This window comes from Pseudomonas sp. NPDC089918 (assembly GCF_050280605.1).
Taxonomy (GTDB): Bacteria; Pseudomonadota; Gammaproteobacteria; order Pseudomonadales; family Pseudomonadaceae; genus Aquipseudomonas.
The window spans coordinates 104,875-126,997 of sequence record NZ_JBNNVP010000001.1 but is presented as its reverse complement, the minus strand read 5'-3'; the positions used below and the strand labels follow the sequence as shown (position 1 = coordinate 126,997).

The 22,123-nt window shown below is 58.0% G+C and carries 19 protein-coding genes; 11 read left to right on the top strand and 8 right to left on the bottom strand.

What is annotated here, in order from left to right:
* Window positions 1–107 precede the first annotated feature (107 nt).
* Window positions 108–2,396, bottom strand: a complete 2,289-nt coding sequence (gene katG / locus ACQKPC_RS00575; protein ID WP_427622744.1) for a catalase/peroxidase HPI — start codon at window positions 2,394–2,396, stop codon at window positions 108–110.
* A 383-nt stretch (window positions 2,397–2,779) separates the two neighbouring features.
* Here katG and ACQKPC_RS00570 point away from each other — a divergent pair, with 383 nt between their 5' ends.
* From ACQKPC_RS00570 to ACQKPC_RS00560, 3 genes are all read left to right on the top strand, one after another.
* Window positions 2,780–3,271: a GNAT family N-acetyltransferase gene (locus ACQKPC_RS00570; protein ID WP_427622743.1), complete on the top strand. Its 492-nt coding sequence runs from the start codon at window positions 2,780–2,782 to the stop codon at window positions 3,269–3,271.
* Between the two features lie 276 nt (window positions 3,272–3,547).
* A complete protein-coding gene (locus ACQKPC_RS00565; RefSeq protein ID WP_218394584.1) occupies window positions 3,548–3,919 on the top strand; it encodes a hypothetical protein in 372 nt (123 codons plus the stop codon).
* Window positions 3,920–3,922: 3 nt separating this feature from the next.
* Window positions 3,923–4,105, top strand: coding sequence for a DUF1289 domain-containing protein (locus ACQKPC_RS00560; protein ID WP_427622742.1), 183 nt, complete (start codon window positions 3,923–3,925; stop codon window positions 4,103–4,105).
* A gap of 94 nt (window positions 4,106–4,199) precedes the next feature.
* Here ACQKPC_RS00560 and ACQKPC_RS00555 read toward each other — a convergent pair whose 3' ends face one another.
* The 4 genes from ACQKPC_RS00555 to ACQKPC_RS00540 form a co-directional block, all read right to left on the bottom strand.
* Window positions 4,200–4,757 (bottom strand): NADPH-dependent FMN reductase, encoded by a 558-nt coding sequence (locus ACQKPC_RS00555; protein WP_427622741.1) that lies wholly within the window; start codon window positions 4,755–4,757, stop codon window positions 4,200–4,202.
* A gap of 110 nt (window positions 4,758–4,867) precedes the next feature.
* Window positions 4,868–5,413 carry a cupin domain-containing protein gene (locus ACQKPC_RS00550; protein ID WP_427622740.1) on the bottom strand — a complete coding sequence of 182 codons (546 nt, stop codon included), beginning with the start codon at window positions 5,411–5,413 and terminating at the stop codon, window positions 4,868–4,870.
* 59 nt (window positions 5,414–5,472) lie between these two features.
* Window positions 5,473–6,588 carry an alcohol dehydrogenase catalytic domain-containing protein gene (locus ACQKPC_RS00545; RefSeq protein WP_427622739.1) on the bottom strand — a complete coding sequence of 372 codons (1,116 nt, stop codon included), beginning with the start codon at window positions 6,586–6,588 and terminating at the stop codon, window positions 5,473–5,475.
* Window positions 6,589–6,658: 70 nt separating this feature from the next.
* Window positions 6,659–7,240 carry an amino acid synthesis family protein gene (locus ACQKPC_RS00540; protein ID WP_008013708.1) on the bottom strand — a complete coding sequence of 194 codons (582 nt, stop codon included), beginning with the start codon at window positions 7,238–7,240 and terminating at the stop codon, window positions 6,659–6,661.
* Between the two features lie 126 nt (window positions 7,241–7,366).
* Between ACQKPC_RS00540 and ACQKPC_RS00535 the strand changes: the two genes are divergently transcribed.
* From ACQKPC_RS00535 to ACQKPC_RS00525, 3 genes are all read left to right on the top strand, one after another.
* Complete coding sequence (locus tag ACQKPC_RS00535) at window positions 7,367–8,218, top strand: fumarylacetoacetate hydrolase family protein (RefSeq protein ID WP_007906489.1); 852 nt, start codon at window positions 7,367–7,369, stop codon at window positions 8,216–8,218.
* A 40-nt stretch (window positions 8,219–8,258) separates the two neighbouring features.
* Window positions 8,259–8,819, top strand: a complete 561-nt coding sequence (locus ACQKPC_RS00530; protein WP_007906491.1) for a VOC family protein — start codon at window positions 8,259–8,261, stop codon at window positions 8,817–8,819.
* Window positions 8,820–8,907: 88 nt separating this feature from the next.
* Entirely contained in the window at window positions 8,908–10,554 is a 1,647-nt protein-coding gene (locus ACQKPC_RS00525) for a bifunctional 3-(3-hydroxy-phenyl)propionate/3-hydroxycinnamic acid hydroxylase (RefSeq protein ID WP_427622738.1), read from the top strand.
* A gap of 210 nt (window positions 10,555–10,764) precedes the next feature.
* On the opposite strand, the gene ACQKPC_RS00520 is transcribed toward ACQKPC_RS00525, so the two are convergent.
* Entirely contained in the window at window positions 10,765–11,451 is a 687-nt protein-coding gene (locus tag ACQKPC_RS00520) for a GntR family transcriptional regulator (RefSeq protein WP_007906495.1), read from the bottom strand.
* 448 nt (window positions 11,452–11,899) lie between these two features.
* Between ACQKPC_RS00520 and ACQKPC_RS00515 the strand changes: the two genes are divergently transcribed.
* The 4 genes from ACQKPC_RS00515 (at window position 11,900) to ACQKPC_RS00500 (ending at window position 18,514) form a co-directional block, all read left to right on the top strand.
* Entirely contained in the window at window positions 11,900–13,552 is a 1,653-nt protein-coding gene (locus tag ACQKPC_RS00515; RefSeq protein ID WP_427622737.1) for a DUF1302 domain-containing protein, read from the top strand.
* Window positions 13,553–13,576: 24 nt separating this feature from the next.
* Window positions 13,577–14,929 (top strand): DUF1329 domain-containing protein, encoded by a 1,353-nt coding sequence (locus ACQKPC_RS00510; protein WP_008013715.1) that lies wholly within the window; start codon window positions 13,577–13,579, stop codon window positions 14,927–14,929.
* A gap of 88 nt (window positions 14,930–15,017) precedes the next feature.
* The gene (locus ACQKPC_RS00505; RefSeq protein ID WP_427622736.1) at window positions 15,018–16,115 is read left to right on the top strand and encodes a WD40/YVTN/BNR-like repeat-containing protein; all 1,098 of its coding nucleotides are present in this window, start codon (window positions 15,018–15,020) and stop codon (window positions 16,113–16,115) included.
* A complete protein-coding gene (locus tag ACQKPC_RS00500; protein WP_427622735.1) occupies window positions 16,112–18,514 on the top strand; it encodes an efflux RND transporter permease subunit in 2,403 nt (800 codons plus the stop codon). Before ACQKPC_RS00505 ends, ACQKPC_RS00500 begins: the two co-directional genes overlap by 4 nt.
* A 126-nt stretch (window positions 18,515–18,640) precedes the next feature.
* On the opposite strand, the gene lysA is transcribed toward ACQKPC_RS00500, so the two are convergent.
* A complete protein-coding gene (lysA, locus tag ACQKPC_RS00495) occupies window positions 18,641–19,876 on the bottom strand; it encodes a diaminopimelate decarboxylase (RefSeq protein ID WP_427622734.1) in 1,236 nt (411 codons plus the stop codon).
* A 159-nt stretch (window positions 19,877–20,035) separates the two neighbouring features.
* Here lysA and ACQKPC_RS00490 point away from each other — a divergent pair, with 159 nt between their 5' ends.
* A complete protein-coding gene (locus ACQKPC_RS00490; RefSeq protein WP_427622733.1) occupies window positions 20,036–21,136 on the top strand; it encodes a LysR family transcriptional regulator in 1,101 nt (366 codons plus the stop codon).
* Between the two features lie 53 nt (window positions 21,137–21,189).
* Here ACQKPC_RS00490 and ACQKPC_RS00485 read toward each other — a convergent pair whose 3' ends face one another.
* Window positions 21,190–22,077 (bottom strand): LysR family transcriptional regulator, encoded by an 888-nt coding sequence (locus tag ACQKPC_RS00485; protein ID WP_427622732.1) that lies wholly within the window; start codon window positions 22,075–22,077, stop codon window positions 21,190–21,192.
* Window positions 22,078–22,123: the final 46 nt, after the last annotated feature.

The window sequence follows — 22,123 nt, the reverse complement described above, 5'->3', positions numbered from 1 at the left end:
GAGGAGTGACCGCTGTCGACGGTCGACTCGATCAGGTCCACAGATCAGCAAAAACCACAACGCCTCCACACAGGGAGGCGTTGCGGTTTTCAGCAGTATTGCTCAGATCATCTCAGATCAAACCGGTCCAGATTCATCACCTTGACCCAGGCCGCGACGAAGTCTTTCACAAACTTCTCCTTCGCATCGTCGCAGGCATAGACCTCAGCCAAGGCCCTCAACTGCGCATTCGAGCCAAACACCAGATCGACACGCGTACCCGTCCATTTAAGGTCACCGGTTTTCCGGTCGCGCCCTTCAAACTCTTCATTGGCCTGCGACACCGGTTTCCATTCCACGCTCATATCGAGCAGGTTCTTGAAGAAGTCGTTGGTCAACGCTTCTGGCTGCTTCGTGAACACCCCGTGCTGGGTTTGTCCGACGTTGGTGTTTAACACTCGCAGGCCACCGATGAGCACGGTCATTTCTGGCGCGGTGAGTGTCAGCAGTTGCGCTTTGTCGATCAGCAAGGCCTCGGCCGGTACGCTGTAGCGGGTTTTGAGGTAGTTACGGAAGCCATCGGCGGCGGGTTCGAGGAACCCGAAGGATTCGACATCCGTTTGCTCTTGCGAGGCGTCCATCCGGCCCGGTGTGAAAGGCACCGTCACGGTCTGGCCGGCATTTTTCGCCGCTTGTTCAACGCCGGCACAACCGGCCAGCACGATCAGGTCTGCCAGCGAGATTTTCTTGCCGCCGCTGTTGAACTCGTTCTGGATGCTCTCGAGTTTCGCCAGTACGCTCGCCAGTTGCTCAGGCTGGTTCGCCTGCCAGGATTTCTGCGGGGCCAGGCGCAGGCGTCCGCCGTTGGCGCCGCCGCGTTTGTCGGAGCCGCGGAAGGTGGAGGCTGCCGCCCAGGCAGTCGATACGAGTTGCGAGACAGATAGGCCGCAGGACTGGAGCTTGCCTTTGAGTGCAGCGACGTCGCTGTCGGTGACCACGGCGTGGTCGACCTTCGGAATGGGGTCTTGCCACAGGAGTTCTTCGTTGGGCATTTCCGGGCCGAGGTAGCGGGAGAGGGGGCCCATGTCGCGGTGGAGCAGCTTGAACCAGGCGCGGGCGAACGCGTCGGCCAACTGATCGGGGTTCGCCAGGAACCGCCGTGAAATCGGCTCATAGATCGGGTCGAATCGCAGGGACAGGTCCGTGGTCAGCATGGTCGGGTTACGCCGCTTCGACGGGTCGTGAGCATCTGGAATGATGCCCGCGCCAGCACCGCCTTTCGCCGTCCACTGGTTGGCGCCCGCCGGGCTCTTGGTCAGTTCCCACTCGAAACCGAACAGGTTTTCCAGGTAGTTGTTGCTCCACTTGGTGGGGGTGGTGGTCCAGGTCACTTCCAGGCCGCTGGTGATGGTGTCGCCGCCCTTGCCGCTGCCGAAGGTGCTCTTCCAGCCCAGGCCTTGAGCTTCGAGGCCAGCGGCTTCGGGCTCGGCGCCGACGTTGTCGGCAGGGCCGGCACCGTGGGTCTTGCCGAAGGCGTGGCCACCGGCGATCAGTGCCACGGTTTCTTCGTCATTCATCGCCATGCGCCCGAAGGTCTCGCGGATGTCCACCGCAGCAGCGACCGGATCCGGGTTGCCTTCCGGACCTTCCGGGTTGACGTAAATCAGGCCCATTTGCACCGCGGCGAGCGGGTTTTCCAGGTTGCGTCCTCCCTCGGTACGGCTGTCCTCATTTTCCCCCGGCTCAGCAACGAGTGGGCCTTCGCCGGGTTCTTGCATGGGTTCCTTTTTGTCTTTTTCGTAGCGGGTGTCACCGCCCAGCCACTTGTTTTCGGAGCCCCAGTAGACGGCCTCATCCGGTTCCCAAACGTCTGGCCGGCCACCGGAAAAGCCGAAGGTCTTGAAGCCCATGGACTCCAGCGCGACGTTGCCGGTGAGCACGATCAGGTCGGCCCAGGAGATGTTGCGACCGTACTTTTGCTTGATCGGCCAGAGCAGCCGGCGCGCCTTGTCGAGGCTGACGTTGTCCGGCCAACTGTTGAGCGGTGCGAAGCGCTGCTGACCGGAGCCGGCACCGCCACGACCGTCACCGACGCGGTACGTGCCGGCGGCGTGCCAGGACATGCGAATAAACAGCGGCCCATAGTGACCGAAGTCCGCAGGCCACCAGTCTTGCGAATCGGTCATCAGCGCGTGCAGGTCTTGCTTGAGCGCCTGAAAATCCAGATTTTTGAACGCTTCGGCGTAGTTGTAACCCTCGTCCGTGGGGTCGGACAGCCGCGAATTCTGGTGCAGGATCTTCAGGTTCAGTTGGTTCGGCCACCAATCGCGGTTCGTCGTGCCACCGCCCGCGGCGGCGTGATTGAACGGGCATTTCGATTCATTTGCCATGTGTGCACTACCTTTGGTCGTATTCATCCGGCTATCCGGCCCGGGGTGGGCGCGCAATAGCGACGAGCGAAATCAATGACATAGGCTGCAGCCGTTCGATCAACCGTTCATCGTGGTCACAGGGGAATCTGGATAGCGGCAAATCGAGTTGCCATACGGTGGCCCACGGCAAGCCTAGTACGCTTCTGATTCATTCGTATCTTTTATCAAGTCTCAACCGGCCGGCTCACGCCAGCGCTGCATTAAGGTTAGACGCCTATAAAGCAGTCAGCTAATAGGTGGGGTATTCACGCTTGATAGGCAGAATCTTTTACCTGAGTCATCGAGATGGAATCGCTGTTACGAGTCTCTTTTATCCAGCATCGGCAAAACGTAATCTGTCGCACCGACCTTTGGATGGAACCCAACCAATGCTACTCACCCACCGCCCCGTCGATGCTGAAGATGTGTTGACTGTTTGCGACTTTCCGCAAAACGCCCAAGAACTGTTTTACATGTTCCCGAAGGCGCACTACCCGCTGACGGAAGATCAACTGCATGCATCGATTGCTCAACGCTCCGACTCGACGGTGATTGAGGGGGACGGATCTGTCGTTGGCTTTGCGAATTTTTATGCGTTTGAGCGCGATGGCGTTTGCGCGATCGGCAATGTGATCGTGTCGCCCAGGGCGCGGGGGAAAGGTGTCGCGAAGTTTTTGGTGGAGACGATGGTGACGCTGGCCTTTGAGCGTCATCGGGCAAGCGAGGTGCAGATTTCGTGCTTCAACGAGAATACGGCGGGGCTGCTTCTGTATCCGCAGCTAGGATTTGTGCCGTTTGGGGTTGAGGAGCGAGTGTCGCCGGATGGACGCCGTGTAGCGCTCATACAAATGAGAAAAGCCGGGAGCCATGGGCGTCTCTGAGTATTTTTCGGGTCGGAATTTGTGCTGTTTATTCGGGCCTCTTCGCGAGCAAGCCAGCACACAGGGGATTTGTGTCATGCACATGAAAACGTTCCTTCCATGCAAGCGGGCTTGCTCGAAGAGGCAGCACAAACACAAAAGCTTTCAGGTCTGCCGCGCTATTTGTCACTGAACACCAACCGGGGTCGTGGGCGGGCAATGACGCAGAGAGGAAACGAGCGACCGAAGGTATGATGAGCCCTTTCCATCGACACCCACCCAAGGACCCCTTACCCGATGTCTTTAAGCAAACGCGATCAGGCCCAAATCGAACGTCGCCTGGTCGCCACCCTGACCGAGGCGTGTGAAACCGCCAAAGCGGAAATAGTCGGGTTCTGCTGGCTGACCCACGAAGTCGATTACGCGGTCTTTCCTTCCAGTCTGCGGGTGATCTGGGTCTTCGATACGCAGGCCAACAAGGATCAGGCGCTGGCGAGCGGGCAGGGCGAGCGTATGGTCGAACTGACGGCCGTGGCGTTCAGTGAAGCGGATGTACTCATCAGCCCGGTAGCGGCCCATGTGCAGTTTGATTCTGAAGAGCAATGTCAGCGCGCCAATGCCGGCAACTGGCAGCAACGCCTGGCGCCCAAGCGCTCGACGCGGGGTTGAAGCGTGGCCAAGGATATCGAAAATCCGTGTATTTCCATTTGCCAGCTCAGTGGTGAGCTGTGTGTCAGTTGTGGCCGCACCAAGGACGACATCAGAAAATGGAAGCGCATGAAGCGTCCGGAAAAAATGGCGGCGGCGCAGCGGGCGAGTTTGCGGTTGAAGGGGCTGCTGAAGAGGAAGGTTTGAGGGCAATGCCAGTTGGGCCGAATGCGATCCTGTAGCAGCAGGCTTCGCCAGCTGCTACAGAGGGGGCGAGCAAGCAGCGCCGCGAGTTCACTCACTACACCCCAAGATTGATTTCACGGATTAAATCATCGACAGCCGCGAGCATGAATTCGATCGATGTTTCATCGACGAATCTGCCGTCCTCGATCTTTTGAGTGACGTGGGGAATGACGATTTGCGGGCGGGAGATCACCCTGGAAAGGGTAGCCGATAACGTCTCTCGGAGTTGAGACTGGGCGCGCACCCCGCCGAGCATGCCGGGTGACGAGGTCATGATCAGCACGGGTTTGTTTTTCAGGGGTGAATCGAAGCCCGGGCGGGAAGCCCAATCCAGCGCATTTTTCAAAACGCCAGAAGTGCCATAGTTGTATTCGGGCGAGCAGATGATCAAACCATCGGCGCGTGCAATGGCCTCTTTCAGAGCGGCCACCGATGCTGGCAGCGCCTCTGCTTCGAGATCACTGTTGTACAGCGGGATATCGTTCAGAGCGAAGAGATTCATCTCTGCCTGATCACCCAATCGCGAGGCAAGTGCCTTGAGTACCGCCGTATTCGTTGACTGTGAACGCAGGCTGCCGGAGATACCGAGCAGACGATGAACGAGCGTGGCCATAAAAATCCTTAACCCGGAGAAATGAAAAACAAAGGGGACTACAACTTAATGCCGGGTAGTTAAGCCGCTCCCACATGGATTGCACTTAACTGACTGGCATAGGCTGCACATCAGGCTTTCTCTGGAGGTGCAGTACCAATCATCACAAAAAGTGCTCGGGCAATCTGGTCACTTTTGTTGCGCCATGCGTGTCGGGTGCCATTCTGGATCACGATCTCGCCTGCCTTTACCAGACGACTCTCACCGTTATCCAGCTCCAGCCACATCTCACCCTCCAGAATGATTCCGTAATCGATAGTGGGGGTGGTGTGCATGCCCGGATTATCCGCTTCAAAGCTTTCGAACAAGCCAGGCAATGCGGCGCCCAGTTCCTCATAGACCCGGACGCCATCGACAGGGTTCTGCATGACGGTGTCAGGCGGAAAATCATACATGGCGATACTTGTGCCTCCCTGAGGAGGAATCAGCGACGCGTAATCCAGCGTGGGATCGCGTTCCTGTTCGTGGGGGCCTGGATTGGCGGGAGTGGTCCACAGCTGTGCCATCGCGTGCCCAGGGATCGAGGCAAAGGATTGCGCCCTTGGGGCATAGCCGTCTGAAACGAACACGGAATTCCCTTGTTCGTCGTGGCCGGTCACGATTCTTCTTATCTTCATTCTGGATTACTCAAAGAGGCAGCGAGCGAGAGAGAAACCGCTCCGCTCGCTGCGTTTTATCAAGGGCAGATGACGTAGTTACTAAAGCCGCCATGGCGGTTTTCGATGCCGGTGATCGCGTTGTTGACGTCTTCCAGACTGAAGGCCGTGTTTTCGAAGAATGAGAGATCCAGTACCCCCGATTCAACCATGTCAGCCATGTCCTGGCCTTGCCCTGTCGTGAACCAGGCCGAGCCGCTGATCTGGACATCGTTGTCCATGATCCAGTGAAGGTCGATGGGGACATCACCGGCGATGGCGCCGACGTTGACCAGGTGCCCGCCGCGGTTAAGGGATTTAAGCGCTTGAGTCAGGGTTTCGTGTGGTGCGCCGGGGCCCAGGGCGTCAATGACGACATCGACACCTTCGCCGTGGGTGATTTCACTGACCCACTGGTTAGTCGGGACGGTACCGAGGGTATGGATTTCAATCCGGCCCGGGGCCGCCAGGTCTTTTACCTTTTGGAACAGGTCCTGGTTCCTGGCGGTGCCGAGGATTTTACGAACGCCCATGGCCAGCGCCAGGGCGGCAGCGCCCAGGCCGAGTGTGCCGCTGATCCCGTTGATCAGCACGGTGCTGCCGGGACCGACGTTGGCCTTGATCAATGCTTTATAGGCGGTGCCCAGATAGCCCAGGCGTGCGGCGGTCTCGAAGCTGATGTTGTCGGGCAGTTTGACCAGGCTGTATTGCGGGGCAGGGATGTACTCGCACAGACCGCCGTAAGGGTAGTCTTCGAACATGCGCGGGCTTTTGGCGGTGAACCCGAAGTAACCGTTGAAGGTATAGGCGCTGCAGGCAATGGTGTTGCCCGCGCGACAAGCCCTGCATGAGCCGCAGTGCCGACCCGGGTTCACATAAACCCGGTCACCGACCTTGAAGTCATAGACCTGGGCGCCGACGGCTTCGACGACCCCGGCAGGGTCAAGTCCGAAAATGGCAGGCAGCTTGGGCAGAGGGCTCTGCGGGAACCATTTGACCCAGTTGGTCAGAATGTTGTGAAGGTTCGGGACGATCCCGCACGCCTTGACCTTGACCAGCACCTCGGTCGGGCGAATCTCGGGCACGGGCACTTGCTCGATGACCATGGGTTTACCGCCTTCATACAGACGTGCGGCGCGCATAGTTTTTGCAGTCATGATGTTCTCCAACACACATATTGTTTTTGTAGTGGTACGTAACCCTGGAGCACGCTTTAAACCCTGAACCTTAACGAAGCCCGTCTTCACCCTTCACATCGGCGGCAGCCAGACCGCCCAGCCGTGCATGAATCCGGCCTCCGGTGGCCATCGCCAGACCAAAAGCGATTTCGCCGCGACGGGGCCCGTCCCATACCGTCATTTCAGCCACACCGAAGTGGCTGCGAACATAGGCCGCCTGGATATGCCCGAGCGGGATCATCACCCGGCAACCGGGGCCGCCGATGGTTTTGCCCGCCGGAACAATCGCCTTCGGATTGCCGAGCGCTTCACGCATTGCCCAGCCACCGGCTTCGTGCCAGACCGCACCGTGTTCCAGTTCACCGTCTTCACCGACGATTGCACCTTTGCCATAGGCCTGCACGTGTTGGGCACCGCCCAGCGCGTGGATCAGCCGCTCGGACAGCTCTGCGCCCAGCCCCCTCAATTCCTGCATGAACGGCAGCAGGTCTTCTACATATTTACCTGCGTAGGGGTTGGCGACCACGGCGGTGGCGACCGCGATCCTCAGTGGGACCGACGAGCGAGGCCCGCCTTCGTGGAACACTTCTTCGATATCCAGTTTTACCTTACGAACCATCACAAGCGACATGCCTAACCTCCAGAACCGTGAGCTTTATGCAGCTCGTTATTTTTTTAAACCGGCCTTTTGCATTATGCATTTAATGATGTATGGTGCAAGAAATTAGTTTTTGTGCATAAAAAACAGGAGAAGAACATGAAGCTGATTTCGTACCGTAAAGAAGGAAAGGCCCATTTCGGCGCCGTATCAGGTGACGGGGTGGTCGAGCTGACCCGCCGTTTTGCGCAGGTTCCGGACCTCGCATCCTTTCTGGCCAATCCGTTGTTGGTACAGGAGGCACGTAAAGTCGTAGAGACCGTCCAGCCCGATTACCCGTTTTCCAGCATTCAACTGGAGTCGGTCATACCCAATCCCGGCAAGGTGATTTGTGTGGGGATCAACTATGTGGCGCACGCCGAAGAGGCGGGCCGAAAGGTTGGGGAATTCCCGGTGATTTTCCAGCGTTTTGCCGAAACCCTGCTTCCCCACGGCGAGCCGCTGGTAAGGCCTCAGGTGTCAGAGCAATTTGACTTCGAAGCCGAACTGGCCGTGGTGATCGGGAAGGGTGGCGCGCACATCGATCCTGCCGATGCAATGGATCACGTCGCGGGTTACACCTGCTTCAACGATGCCAGTGTTCGCGATTGGCAGTTCCATACGCACCAGTACGGCATGGGCAAGACCTTCAGAAAAACCGGCGCGTTGGGCCCATGGGTCATTCCAGCGTCGGAAATTCCCGATTACCGTAAGCTGGTGGTACGGGGTGTACTCAATGGCGAGCAATTGCAGGAAGGCAGCCTTTCAGAATTGGCATTCGACATTCCGCATTTGATTTCGTATGTGTCGAAAGCGCTTCCATGGAACCCGGGCGACATTCTGGCAACCGGTACGCCGAGCGGGATCGGCTTCAAGAGAAATCCACCGATTTTCCTGAAACCCGGTGATGTATTCGAAGTGGTCATCACCGAGATCGGGACGCTATCGAACGGCGTTATTGACGAAGCCTAAGCGTTGTCCTCTACACAATCATAAAAACCGGAGGTTCCAAATGCCCGCCTTACCAACCATCAATTTCACCCACACCGGCGTGTTTTGCGCAGACCTCGATCGTATGGTCGATTTTTACTGCCGCACCTTGGGCTTCATCGTCAGCGACAAGGGCGTGGCCTCGACCGGTCATCGTCTGTTCTTCATGACGCAGAACCCGGAACTGCATCACCAGGTCGTGCTCTTTGACGGCAAACCTGTTGACCTGCCATTCAACCCGATCAATCAATTGTCGTTTCTGCTCAATTCCCTGGACGACTTGAAGACTTACTACCAATTCGCCAAAAAAAGTGGCATCGAAGGGATTGTCCAGGTGGATCACGGGAACGCCTGGTCGATCTACTTCAAAGACCCTGAAGGCAACCCCATCGAAATGTATGTCGATGCGCCTTTCTACACCGCTCAACCTTGCAAGGAGCCACTCGATCTTGAACTGCCGACCGAGGTCATCCTGGCCCAGACCGAAGCCATGTGTAAGCGCCGCCCCGGCTTCCAGACGCGAGAGCAGTGGATGGATTCCATTCGGGCGAAGATCGCAGAGCAGCGGGTTCGAATCGGCTGATGGTTGTTGAAGTCTGGTTGATGGGCCTGCGCAAGCCCGCTCATCAACCAGAAGTCACACGGGATAAAAACAAAAAGCGGAGTAGACGATGGACTACGATGTCATCATTGTTGGAATGGGTCCGGTGGGTGCTCTGTGCGCAAATCTGGCCGGGATGTGGGGGCTGAATGCGCTCGTCGTAGACAAGTCCGAAACGGTGTACACCAATCCCCGGGCCATGGGTTTTGACCATGAAGTGATGCGTGTCTTCGGCAATATTGGCTTGGCCAATGAGATCGCCGAGCATGTCATGCCTTATCGTCCCTCGGAGTACCGAACCACCGGTTCCCGGCTGATCAAGCGCATCGATGCGGCCAAGCCGCCCTTTGCACTGGGGTGGGCGCCTAACTACGTGTTCTCGCAACCACCGGTCGAGCGTGCACTGCGCGGCAAAATTGCCGATTTGAAGTCCGTCACCGTTGAGCTCGGTTCAGAAGTGCTGTCGGTCGACTCAAGCGGTTCCCAGGCGCACGTGCGCATTCAGGCCAAAGACGGGATTGAGCGCACGGTCACAGCTGATTATGTATTGGCGTGCGATGGCGGAACCAGCCCGATCCGTACCCGTCTGGGGCTGAAGATGGAAGACCTCGCGTTCGACGAGCCGTGGCTGGTGGTCGACGTGATCCTCAACGAAGGGGCGGGCGAGCATCTGCCGAAGACCAACGTGCAGTTTTGCGAGCTGGCCAGGCCGTGCACGTTTGTCGTCGGACCTGGTCGGCATCGTCGCTGGGAATTCATGATCAATCCTGATGAGCAGCCTTCGGAAATCTCACAGCCTGAAGCGATCAAGAAGCTGATCGCTCGTTGGTTGCCGGAGGGTGACTACCAGCTATGGCGGGCCTCTGCGTATAGATTCCATGCATTGATCCTGGAGCAGTGGAAGGCCGACCGAGTGTTCTTCCTCGGGGACGCGGCCCATATGACGCCGCCGTTCCTGGCACAAGGCATGTGCCAGGGGATCCGCGATGCGCTGAACCTGGTCTGGAAGCTTGCGCTGGTGAAAGGAGGGCTGGCAGCCCCTGCGTTTCTGAACACCTACCAGACCGAGCGAATTCCCCACGTCCGCCAAACCACGATGGCGGCCAAAGAATTTGGTGGGGTGATCTGCGAACGCGATAGCGAGAAAGCCGCGATTCGGGATGCGCGGTTGATCCAGCAGATGACGGAGAACCCTGACGGGATCATCAGGCAATCGCTGATTCCCGGTTTGTCTCAAGGCTTTGTCGCGCAAGTCGCGCCGGCCGGTGAGCTGTTTCCTCAGCCGATGGTCATCAACCATGCCGGCAAGCAGGCGCTTCTCGATGAATTTACCGGCCAGTCCTTTCGCGTGGTCATAGCGCCCGGGTTCGACGCCAGCGCGTTGTTGAGATGCCTGCACAGCAGTCAATCGCTAAAAGGTTTGCCCATCCATGTCGTGCGGTTGGTCAGCGCTCAACAGGCAGGGACGCGCACTGCCGATGATTATCAGGAGGTCGATGGCGTACTGGCGCAATGGCTTGAGCATCGAGGCTGTAATGTCGTCATCGTGCGGCCGGATCACTACGTGTATGGCGGGGCGGTCACGGTGGCCTGGGCGATGGAGTTGCTTGAGGGAATGGAGCTTGCGCTGTGGTGCAAGGAGCCGGAACAGGCTGCACAGGGTCATGGCGGTACGTGCGATACGACGCTCAGGTTTGCACAGGCGCTAAGCCAGTAACAGGAATAGCCCTTCGCTTCGCACTGTCCACGAAAGCAGTGACGAGGCGAAGGGATTTTTTCTGCACATTAACCTGGCACCCCAGATTACCTGTGGGAGCGGGCTTGCTCGCGAAAGCGGTGTGTCAGGCGACATCAATGTTGACTGACACTCCCTCTTCGCGAGCAAGCCCGCAGGTACTTGCGCTGAATTCAGTAAATGTGGATTGATCTATTGAAGCGTGGCCTGTTGGCGTTCGATCGCTTCGACGGTTCGGCCCAGGGTGTCCTGAATGTGATTGCGCAACAGCGTCACGGCTTTCTCGGAGTCACGCGCCAGGGCAGTCTCCATCAGTTCCTGATGCTCATTGCCCTTGTGTCTTGGGGTGATCCGCTGCTTGGCCGAAAAGCGCCGGTAGCGCTCGGCCCGGTCAAACAGGGAGTCGATCATCTTCAACATCAGCGGTGAAGGGCAGGCGGCGAACAGCGCAAAGTGGAAAGCCTTGTGCCGGGTGGACCATTCATCATCGAGCACGAGTTCGCCGCTTCCGAGTTTTTTCTCGATCAGATTCAAGCGATGAAACGCACCCAGCACGTCGGCTTCCCACGTGTCATCGCCATACTGAATGGCATCTGCCAGCGCCTCGCATTCCAGCAGACAACGCATCCGCGTGATGTCCCGGAAGTCCGTCGTGGAAATAGGCGCAACCCTGAACCCCTTGTTATCGCTGGCCTCGACAACGCCATCCTGGGTCAGTCGATTGAGCGCTTCACGAATAGGGGAGCTACTGAGTCCATAGGTTTTGGACAGCTCTGCGACTTTGAGTTTTTCGCCGGGGGCCAGCTCACAGCAAACAATCGCTTTTTTCATCTTTGCCAACGCGACATCGATCAGCGGACTGCTGGGGGAGAGGATCATGGTCGTGGTCATCCTGAAATTTTGCACTAAACGGATTTTATGCGCAAAAAACAGTTTAGTGCAAAGGATGAATATCGCTTCTTGCGCATGAATTTTCCTTCGTCGCAAGGAGAAAATTTCAGAACAGTCTTCGCAGCGCTCTAGTCCGGCCCTGAGCCTCCTTCCCTGAAGACGTTGTCAGTCTGCACCACTTCCTCCTCCTGCTACCCATCGCGCCACGCCCATGAACCTGGGTTCCCGAATCTGCTTGACATTGAATTTGCGCAGGAATATTTTTTGTGCACAAAGTGATTTGTAGTGCAGCAAAATGTTTTTTACGCACAATGTCTATCGAGCGTAAAAATGGGCAACGAAGGAGCTCACAGCGGTACGCAGCACCCAGTGGTATTCGCAGCCGATGTTGCGAGTGGATGACCTTTTACAAAAACAAAAAAACAGGAACATCTCCATGAAAATAGCCAACCAGCGGCTCTGCCCGTTGCCGGTTTCCAGCCTCGCTTGCGCGGTCAGCGCAACGGTCCTGCTGAGCCTCTCGACGCCATCGCAAGCCTTCCAGATCGACACCGGCAATCCCGATCTTTCGGCGAGTTGGGACAATACGATCAAGTACAGCAATGCCTGGCGCGTGAATAAACTCGATCACAAGGTCGCGGTCGGGCCGGGCACGGCCAACAGCAATCCCAACCTGGACGATGGCGACCGCAATTTCGATCGCGGGCTCATTTCCAATCGCCTGGATCTGCTGTCCGAATTCGACATCAAGTACAAAGACGTAGGTGCCCGTCTCAGCGCGGCGTCCTGGTACGACAATGTCTACAGCCACGACAACGATAACGACTCACCCGGCACCGCCAACTCCGTAAGCGTCGATCACGATGAGTTCACCAGCGACACCCGGCGCATCCACGGACAGCGCACTGAAATCCTCGATGCCTTTGTCTACGGCTCAAAGGAAATCGGCACCACCTCGTTGTCCGGGCGCTTGGGGCAGTTCACGCAGATCTACGGTGAAAGTCTTTTCTTCGGGGCCAACGGCATTGCCAATGCGCAGTCCACCGTCGATCTGGTGAAGCTGCAGTCGGTGCCAGGTTCTCAGTTCAAAGAGATTCTGATGCCGACCAAACAGGTCTCGGGTAACTGGCAGCTGAACGATACGGTCAGCGTCGGCGCCTACTACCAGTTCGAGTGGAACAAGACTCGCCTTCCCGCAGCAGGCAGCTACTTCAGTGGTGCGGACTTTGTGGGTGAGGGCGGGGAACGGGTGTTCTTCCCGACCGGCGAACTACGCCACGGCAAGGACAAGGACGCCAGGGATTCCGGACAGTTCGGCGCGCAGCTGAAGTTCGCTGTCGAGGACTGGGAGTTCGGCCTGTACGCCGCGAAATATCACGAAAAGACCCCGGTGTTTTACTTCCGTCCGGCCGCGCTGGTCCCCGGTGCTGATGACACGTTCATCAATGTTTATCCCGAGGACGTCAAAGTGTTCGGGGCGAGTTTCAGCACCCTGGTCGGCGAAGCCAATATCGCTGGCGAAACGTCGATCAGGCTCGATACGCCGCTCGCGGGCGTCGGCGGAACGATCATTACCGGTATGGATGCCGACAACGATTCGAACCCGGCGTACCCCATTGGCCGTTCGTGGCATGCCCAGGTGTCGATGGTCAATGTCTATGGCGGATCCGCGCTGTGGGACGGTGCTTCGCTCGTCGGTGAACTGGCGTTCAACCGTCGTTTGAGCGTGACCAAAAATGCCGATCAGCTGGACCCCAACACCACGCGCGATGCGTTCGCACTGCGCTTCACCTTCGAACCGCAGTACTTCCAGGTTTTCCCCGGCATCGACGTTCAAGCCCCGATCACCGTGGGTTACAACCCGTCCGGGCGCTCTTCCGTCACGCCTCAGGCATTCGGCCCGGAACATGGCGGCGATCTGACCTTGGGTCTCAAGGCCGATTACAAGAAGCAATGGTATGCCTCGCTGACCTACACCAACTTCTTCGGAGAGGCCGGGCCGGTCATCAACTCCGCTAACTCATTCACCTACCAGCAAAACATGAAAGACCGGGATTTCGTGGCGTTTTCGATCCAGCGAACCTTTTAAGCAAAGAACAGGCGGGCCCTGATAATGACAAAAATTAAACTGCTGTTGCTTTCCACCCTGTCGATTTCAATCTGTGCCAGCACTGCATTCGCGGCAGTGAGCCCTGATGAGGCGGCGAAGCTCAAGACTACGTTGACGCCCATGGGCGCCGAAAAGGCCGGCAATGCCGATGGCTCCATTCCCGCCTGGACCGGCGGGCTGACCAAAGAGGTAGCCGGGGCAAAATCGGGCGATATGCCGGTCGATCCGTTCCCGGGTGAGAAGCCGGTGCTGCAGATCACTGCGAAGAACGCGGCGCAGTACGCGGACAAGTTGAACGAAGGCACAAAAGCCTTGCTGGCGAAATACCCCGACACCTTCCATCTCGATGTGTACCCGACCCATCGCACCGCTGCGGCACCGGACAGCGTTTATCAAAACACCTTCGCTAACGCCACCCGCTGCAAGACCACCAGTAATGGTCTGTCTGTCGAGGGCTGCTACGGCGGTATCCCGTTCCCGATTCCGAAAACCGGCAACGAGGTCATCTGGAATTTCCTGCTGCGGGTCGAGGCCGAATCCATTCAGATGGGCTATGCCAACATCATCGGAAATGCGGACGGAACCCGGACGCTGGCCAGCCGTGGCGTCGAGAACTGGCAGTACCCGTATTACTTCAAGGACGGGGCCGTGGACAAGTGGTCGGGGCAGTATGCGCTGCTGCGGTTCTTGACCAATGAACCACCGTTCAAAGCCGGCGAGTCGCTGGTGACGCACGACAGCGTCAACGCCCAGGAACCACGGGAAGCCTGGCAATACCTGGTCGGCCAGCGTCGCGTGCGCCGCGCGCCTACCGTGGGTTATGACACCCCGGACTTCGTTGCCTCGGGCGCCAACTACTTCGACGAGGTGCATGGCTTTATCGGTCATCCCGATCGCTATGACTGGAAACTGGTCGGCAAAAAAGAGCTGTACATCCCTTACAACGACAACAAGTTCAACGCCGAAAAACGCGACGACGCCTTTATGGCGAACCATCTCAATTCGGACAAAGTGCGCTGGGAGCTACATCGCGTCTGGGAGCTGGAAGCCACTGTCGCCTCGGGCAAACGTCACGCCGTTCCCAAGCGCAAATTCTTCATTGATGAAGACAGCTGGACGGTCTCGCTGGTTGATGGCTACGACGCCGAGGGCAAACTGTGGCGCGTTTCCCAGGTGCTGCCATTCGTTGTTCCCTCCATTCCGGCTGTAGTGGTGAAACCGGTGGTGATCTACAACCTGCAAGCCAAGACTTACAGCGTGGTGCAAAGCCTGAACGGCGAAACCTATAGCGTTATCCCGCGCAAACCCGAGAACTTCTTTACCGGTAACTCGGTAGCGTCCGGGTCGGTGCGCTGAGCCTCGCAACAGCGTATTCAAACTTGTGTTCCAGAGACGCGGTGTCACTGACATCGCGGCCGCGGAACCGTATCATCGAGGCTCGCCAATGCGTACTCAAACACCCAGGCTTGTACATAAATATCCGCTCAAGGCGTTGATGTTGAGCGTGTCGATCATGACGGCGTTCACCGGCACGGCTGCGGCGGCACAACCCGATGGATTGCCGGTGACGCCTGCGATCACCAGCGCCATGGCCGCCCAATCGGTCATGCTCAGCGTTGCGCGTGCCGGGCAACGCTTGGTGGCCGTCGGCGAAAGAGGGTTCATCATTGTCTCTGACGACAATGGCGGCACCTGGAAGCAAGTCAGCTCCCCGGTCAGCATGACGCTGGTCAAGGTTCGCTTCATTGATGAGCGCCAAGGGTGGGCGGTCGGGCATGCCGGGGTTGTCTTGCACAGCCAGGACGGTGGTCTGAGTTGGAGCAAACAGCTGGATGGCGTCCAGGCAGCCGAAATCGAATTGCAGGAGGCCAAGCGCGGCACCGATGAACAAATGGCTCAAGCACAGCAACTGGTCGATGACGGCCCCGACAAACCGTTTCTGGATGTGCTGTTTCTGGACGCCAGGAACGGCTGGGTGGTGGGCGCTTATGGCCTCGCGTTTATCACCCATGACGGCGGGCTGAGCTGGCAATCCATCCGTTCCCGTCTCGATAACCCGAACGGTTTGCATCTCTACAGCATCGAGCGGGTGGGGGCAGATCTGTTCGTCGCCGGAGAGCAGGGCACGCTGTTGCGCTCAAGTGACGAGGGACAAACCTTCGAGGCGCTGGCATCGCCTTATGAGGGCACGACCTTCGGGCTTCAGGCGACCGGCAGCGGTTCGATTCTGGCGTTCGGGCTTCGAGGCAAAGCCTTCGAGTCCGGGGATCGCGGCGCTACCTGGCAACCCCTCGACACGTTGCAGCCCGTCACATTGACCAGCGGTCTGCGGCTTGACGATGGCTCGGTACTCCTCGCCGATGAGTCGGGCAGAGTGCTGCGCTTTGCCGACGGCGATAGCAAAGCCGCTGTCCTGCAGATACCCAAAACCAGTTACTTCACAGGCATGGCGCAAGCCGCGAACGGTGACCTGATCATCAGTAGCGCGCGCGGCATGCTGTCGTCCGCGTTGGCAGTCGAATCGCCGGAGCACGATCAATGAACAGCTTTACTCGTTCTGCCGAGCCTCTCATCGTCCCTGAACCGGATGTATTCGATCCTTCCTCCGGCACGCTGGTTGAACGGCTGCTGTTCAACCACCGCAGCATCGTCTTGGGCATCTGCGTGCTGCTGAGCCTGGTGCTCGGCTATCAGGCGCTGAGTCTGAAGCTCAATGCCGCCTTCGAAAAAATGATCCCGACCGATCACCCGTATGTGCAGAACTACCTGAAAAATCGTGGCCAGTTGGGCGAGGGTGGCAACACCTTGCGGATTGCGATCGAGGCCAGGCACGGCAGTATTTTTGATGCCGCCTACCTTGAGACGGTCAAGAAAATCAACGACGAGGTATTTTTGCTCCCCGGTGTCGACCGGTCTTACATGAAGTCCCTGTGGACCCCGGCGACCCGCTGGATCGGCGTCACAGAGGAGGGGTTCGACGGCGGGCCGGTGATACCGGACGATTACGACGGTTCTGCCAAAAGCCTGGATCAGGTGCGGCAGAACGTTGAGCGATCGGGAGAGGTGGGGCGGCTCGTCGCCTCCAATTTCAAGTCCAGCATCGTGCTATTGCCGCTTCAGGAAACCACCTCCGACGACGGTCAGCCGCTCGACTACAACGCGCTCTCAAGTCGTCTGGAGCAGATTCGCGCGCAGTACGAAACCGACAACATCAAAATCCACATCACCGGCTTTGCCAAAGTCGTCGGCGATCTGATTGACGGCATGCGCCAGATGCAGCTGTTCTTCGCCGCGACACTGGTGATGTGCGGCATCGTGCTGTTCTGGTACACCCGTTGCGTGCGCAGCACATTGCTGGTGCTGCTGTGCTCGATCATCGCCGTTGTCTGGTTGCTGGGATTGCTCCCCACCCTGGGCTTTGATCTCGATCCGTATTCGATCCTGGTGCCGTTCCTGGTGTTTGCGATCGGGTTGAGCCATGGCGCGCAGAAAATGAACGGCATCATGCAGGACATCGGGCGCGGTGCCGACAAGTTGGTGGCGGCACGCTTCACCTTTCGCCGGCTGTTTTTGACCGGTCTGATGGCGCTGGTGGCAGACGCCGTGGGTTTCGCCGTGCTGATGATCATCAAGATTCCGGTGATTCAGGATCTCGCAGTCACCGCGACGATTGGCGTGCTGGCGCTGATTTTCACCAACCTGATTCTGTTGCCGATTCTGTTGTCGTACACCGGTGTCAGCAAAGCGGCGGCGCAGCGCGAAGCGGCGAACGACAAGTTCTCGAAACTGGACGCTCATCACGCCCGGCATCCGTTTTGGGCATTTCTGGATCGCTTCACCGAGCGCAAATGGGCGAGCGGCGCAATCATCGTCGCCCTGATACTCGGGGTGGCAGGGTTTGCCGTCAGCCTGCAGGTGAAGATCGGTGATTTGAATCCCGGGGCACCGGAACTGCGTCCGGAGTCGCGCTACAACAGCGACAACCGCTTCATGGTCAGCAACTTTTCCGCCAGCAGTGACAAGTATGTGGTGATGGTGAAAACACCCCAATACTACTGCGCCAACTACCAGACACTGGTGTCCGTCGATGCCTTGGAAGCGCAGCTTCAGCAATTGCCGGGCGTGGTCTCGACGACGTCATTGGCGGCACTGAGCAAGCAGGCCGCAGCGGGCATGAACGAAGGCAGCATGACCTGGTATGAGATACCCCGTAACCAGGGGCTGTTGAATGCAATCATCACCCGCGCGCCGCGAGAGTTGTTCAACCAGAACTGCGACCTGCTGACGGTGTACGTCTACCTCAAGGACCACAAGGCTGACACGCTCACCAGTGTGGTCCAGACCGTCGAACAGTTTGCGGCGATCCATAACACCGATCAGATCCAGTTCCTGAATGCCGCGGGCAACGCCGGTATTGAAGCGGCCACCAATATCGTGGTGAAACGTTCGAACGTGCAGATGCTGTTCATGGTGTACGCGGCGGTCATCGCCCTGTGCTTCATCACCTTCAGGTCGTGGCGAGCGGTGGTGTGTACGGTGTTGCCATTGATGCTGACTTCGATTTTGTGCGAAGCCTTGATGGTGGGCCTGAACATCGGTGTCAAAGTGGCAACCCTGCCGGTGATCGCACTGGGTGTGGGCATCGGGGTTGACTACGCGCTGTACATCCTCAGCGTGACACTCACCAACCTGCGCAACGGCTCAAGCTTGTCCGATGCCTATTACCTGGCGCTTCTTTCCACGGGAAAAGTGGTCGTCATGACGGGCATTACGTTGGGCGTTGCGGTGACGACCTGGGTACTGTCACCCATCAAGTTCCAGGCCGACATGGGCATTCTGTTGGGCTTCATGTTCATCTGGAACATGGTGGGGGCGTTGGTGCTGGTTCCGGCACTCGGACATTTCCTGCTCAAGCCAAAGCCACTGCCTGTGGCCGCGTGAAAAGTCCTGGCGAGCGGGCAGGGCCTGTGGGAGCGGGCTTGCTCGCGAAGGCGGTGTGTCAGGCGACATCAAGGGTGCCTGTGCCGCCGTCTTCGCGAGCAAGCCCGCCTGCGTCCGCTTATTGGTTTAAATCGTTTCCAGCGAAAGCAACTCATCGAATGTTTGACGACGACGAATCACGGTGACCGAGTCGCCATCCAGAAGCAGTTCCGGTATCAACGGCCGGCTGTTGTAATTGGACGACATGCTCGCGCCATAGGCGCCGCAATCATGGAACACCAACAGGTCATCCACTTCCATATCAGGCAGCAACTGATGACTGATTTCGCCATTGCTCTGTTGAGTGAACACATCGCCAGCCTCGCATAACGAACCGGCAACCACTGTTTCTCGCCACGGCGCATCATGGGGCGAAGGGTTTTTCTGGAGGGCGGTTATCTGGTGGTAACTGCCATACATGGCCGGCCGCATCAGATCGTTGAAGCCCGAATTGACCAGCACGAAGTGATTCGTACCGACATCCTTTTTTGCCCTGACCTGGGTCACCAGGCAGCCCGCTTCGGCGACCAGAATGCGCCCCGGTTCAATCTCGAGTGTTACGCCGTGTCCGAGGTGCTCCTCAATCTGGCGACGTGCCAGATCCCAGATCCTGTAGTACTCGACAATGTCGATCTGTGGGTCTTCTTCGCGGTAGGCGACCGGTAACCCGCCACCCGCCGAGATTGCTTTGATGTCTAAAGGGCAGCGCAGCACCTGCTCGACCATGCTCGAACAAACGCGCTGCAGATGCTCGTAGTCGACGCCGGAGCCAATGTGCATGTGTAGCCCCACTAGCTCAAGGTTGTAGGTTTCGATCAGCTGGTAACAGACGTCCAGGTTTTCATGCCAGTTGCCATGTTTGCTGCTCTGACCTCCGGTGTTGGTCTTTCGACTGTGGCCGTGACCAAACCCCGGATTGATCCGTAGCCAGACTTTATGCCCGGGGCTCGCTTTCCCTAGCTGTTCAAGCATTTGCGGTGAGCCTGCGTTCACCGGAATGTTCAGTTCGATAACACGTTGCAGCGTTGCTTCATCCAGTACATCACAGGTGTACACGATTTGCGCATGGTCGCCGTCGTTACGAAAACCGGCTCTGTGGGCCCTCTCGATTTCGCCCAGGGACACCGCATCGACGACAGCCCCCAGGCTCTTCATCAATTTGAGTATCTGGATGTTGGGATTGGCTTTCTGCGCGTAGCGAATCACATCGAATGCACGCATCTGCTCGACACGGCGGCGAATTGAGTCGGCGTCATACAACCAGAACGGCGTGCCGAATTCGTGAGCCAATTGTGTTAGCAGCAAAGGATTGATTTTTTTCACAGTGATACACCTGGATCAAAGAAGAGGAGGGCTGAGTTCGTACCAGACACAGGCCTTCCCGGAAGGCTCGAGCACGTTCCCTCGAAGTACTTTGCGCGATCAACGATAAAGGTCTGCCGTCGCCGTGAAACAGGCACCGATGGGGGCTCTTGGGGAAGAGTGAAAGTTGTCTTGGTTAACTTGTCGGGCAAGTCTAGGCACTTTGCCGCTACCGTAAAAATATCATTTCTTTGGGGCTGTATTTCAAATCTGATATACCCCAATGGCAGACGGAATTTCTGCCCATGCTATGCTCGCCGGCGCTTTTTGAATGGATTCAGGCCGAGCCTGCCTTGGGGGGATAGAGTGCGATTCAGTTTCAGGCAAGTCGAAATTTTCTGGGCGATCATGACCACCGGGAGTGTTACCAAGGCCGCCGCACTGCTCAAAACCTCACAGCCAACCGTCAGTCGTGAGATCGCTCGATTCGAACACGTGCTGGGGCTCAAACTGTTCGAACGCACACAGGCGCGTTTGCAGCCAACCGCTCAGGGGCTGAGTTTGTTTGAAGAGGTGAAAACTTCCTACTACGGACTCGAACGCATCCACAACGCCGCGCAATCGATCAAGAACTTCCAGACCAGCCTGTCGATCGCCTGCCTGCCTGCTTTTTCCCAGAGCCTGCTGCCCTACGTGTGCGGACGGTTCATCAATGCCAATCCCGACGTCAATATCAACATTACCCCTCAGGAATCCCCTCTACTGGAAGAGTGGATGACCGCCCAACGCCATGATTTCGGACTGACCGAGAACAGCGAAACACCCGCAGGCACCCGATGCGAAAACGTCTTCACCGGCGACGAAGTGTGCGTGCTGCCGCCCAATCATCCGCTGTGCAGTAAAAAGGTGATCACTCCCCAGGATCTGGCGGGTATCAACATGGTCAGCTTGTCGGGCCAGGATCCTTATCGGATCATCCTCGACAGGATACTGACTGACGCACAGGTCAAATGTCGCACAGTGATCGAAACTCACAGCGCCGCAGCCGTCTGCTTTTTTGTTCAACAGAACGTCGGCGTCGGCATCATCAACCCACTGACCGCCTTGAGTTTTGCTGATCAAACCGTGTGCATGCGGCGGTTTTCCGTTTCGATCCCGTTTTCTATCAACCTCATCACACCGCTGTACCGGCCTCAGACATCCGTCGCTACCACCTTCATCAATGAGCTGAAGCTGTGCGCGGATGATTTGCACAAGCAACTTCGTACGCTGCTGGCCTAGGGAGCCCTGCGAACCAGCCGTCAGACAGGCTGACTGGCGGGTTGCCCGGCGGGTTACGTACAAACCTCTCGAACACATTCACGCAGCCACCGATGCGCTGAGTCGGCATCCATGCGTGGGTGCCAGAGCATCGAAATGGTGATCGGCGGCAGGTCGAGCGGAAGGTCAAAACTGTGCAGGCCGGCGCGCAGGTTTCGGCTGTGTTGCGCGGGCACGGTGGCAATCAGGTCCGAGGCGCGAGCCAGCGCCAGCGCGGCCGAAAAGCCGCCGACGATGGTGGTGATCTCGCGCTCCAGCCCCAGCACTTCCAGGGCTTCATCCATCGGCCCCTTATCGAGCCCGCGCCGTGAGACCAGGATGTGCCTTCCAGCGGCATAACGGGAGGCGGTGACCTCACCCTGACTCAGCGGATGCCCCGTGCGCACGACGCCGATGAAATGATCTTCGAACAACGCACGGGTGCGCACTTCCGGGCTCGTCGTGCCGCCGACCACACCGGTTTCCAGGTCGACGGAACCGTCGCGAAGCGCGGCGCTGTCCTTGTTCAGCTTCTGCACGAAGTGCAAGCGCACGCCAGGTGCTTGTGCACTGACGCGGGCAATCAGCGCCGGGCCGAAGTTTTCGACGAAACCGTCGCTGGTGCGTAGCGTGAACGTCCGGACCAGTTGTTTGAGATCAAGCTGTTCGGCGGGGCGTAAAACGGCTTCTGCGTCTTGCACCAATCGGCTGACCTGTTCGCGCAGTTCCAGCGCTCGGGGCGTCGGCACCAGCCCGCGTCCAGCCCGGACCAGCAGCGGGTCGCCCGTCGTTTCGCGCAATCGCGCCAGCGCCCGGCTCATGGCCGACGGGCTCAGGCGCAGTCGTTGGGCGGCGCGTGCGACGCTGCCTGCGGCGAGCAGCACATCCAGGGTAATCAGCAAATTCAGGTCGGGAGTCGTCATGCCTCAACGTTAGCACGGCGTGCGGGTGACATGGCGTCAAACGCAA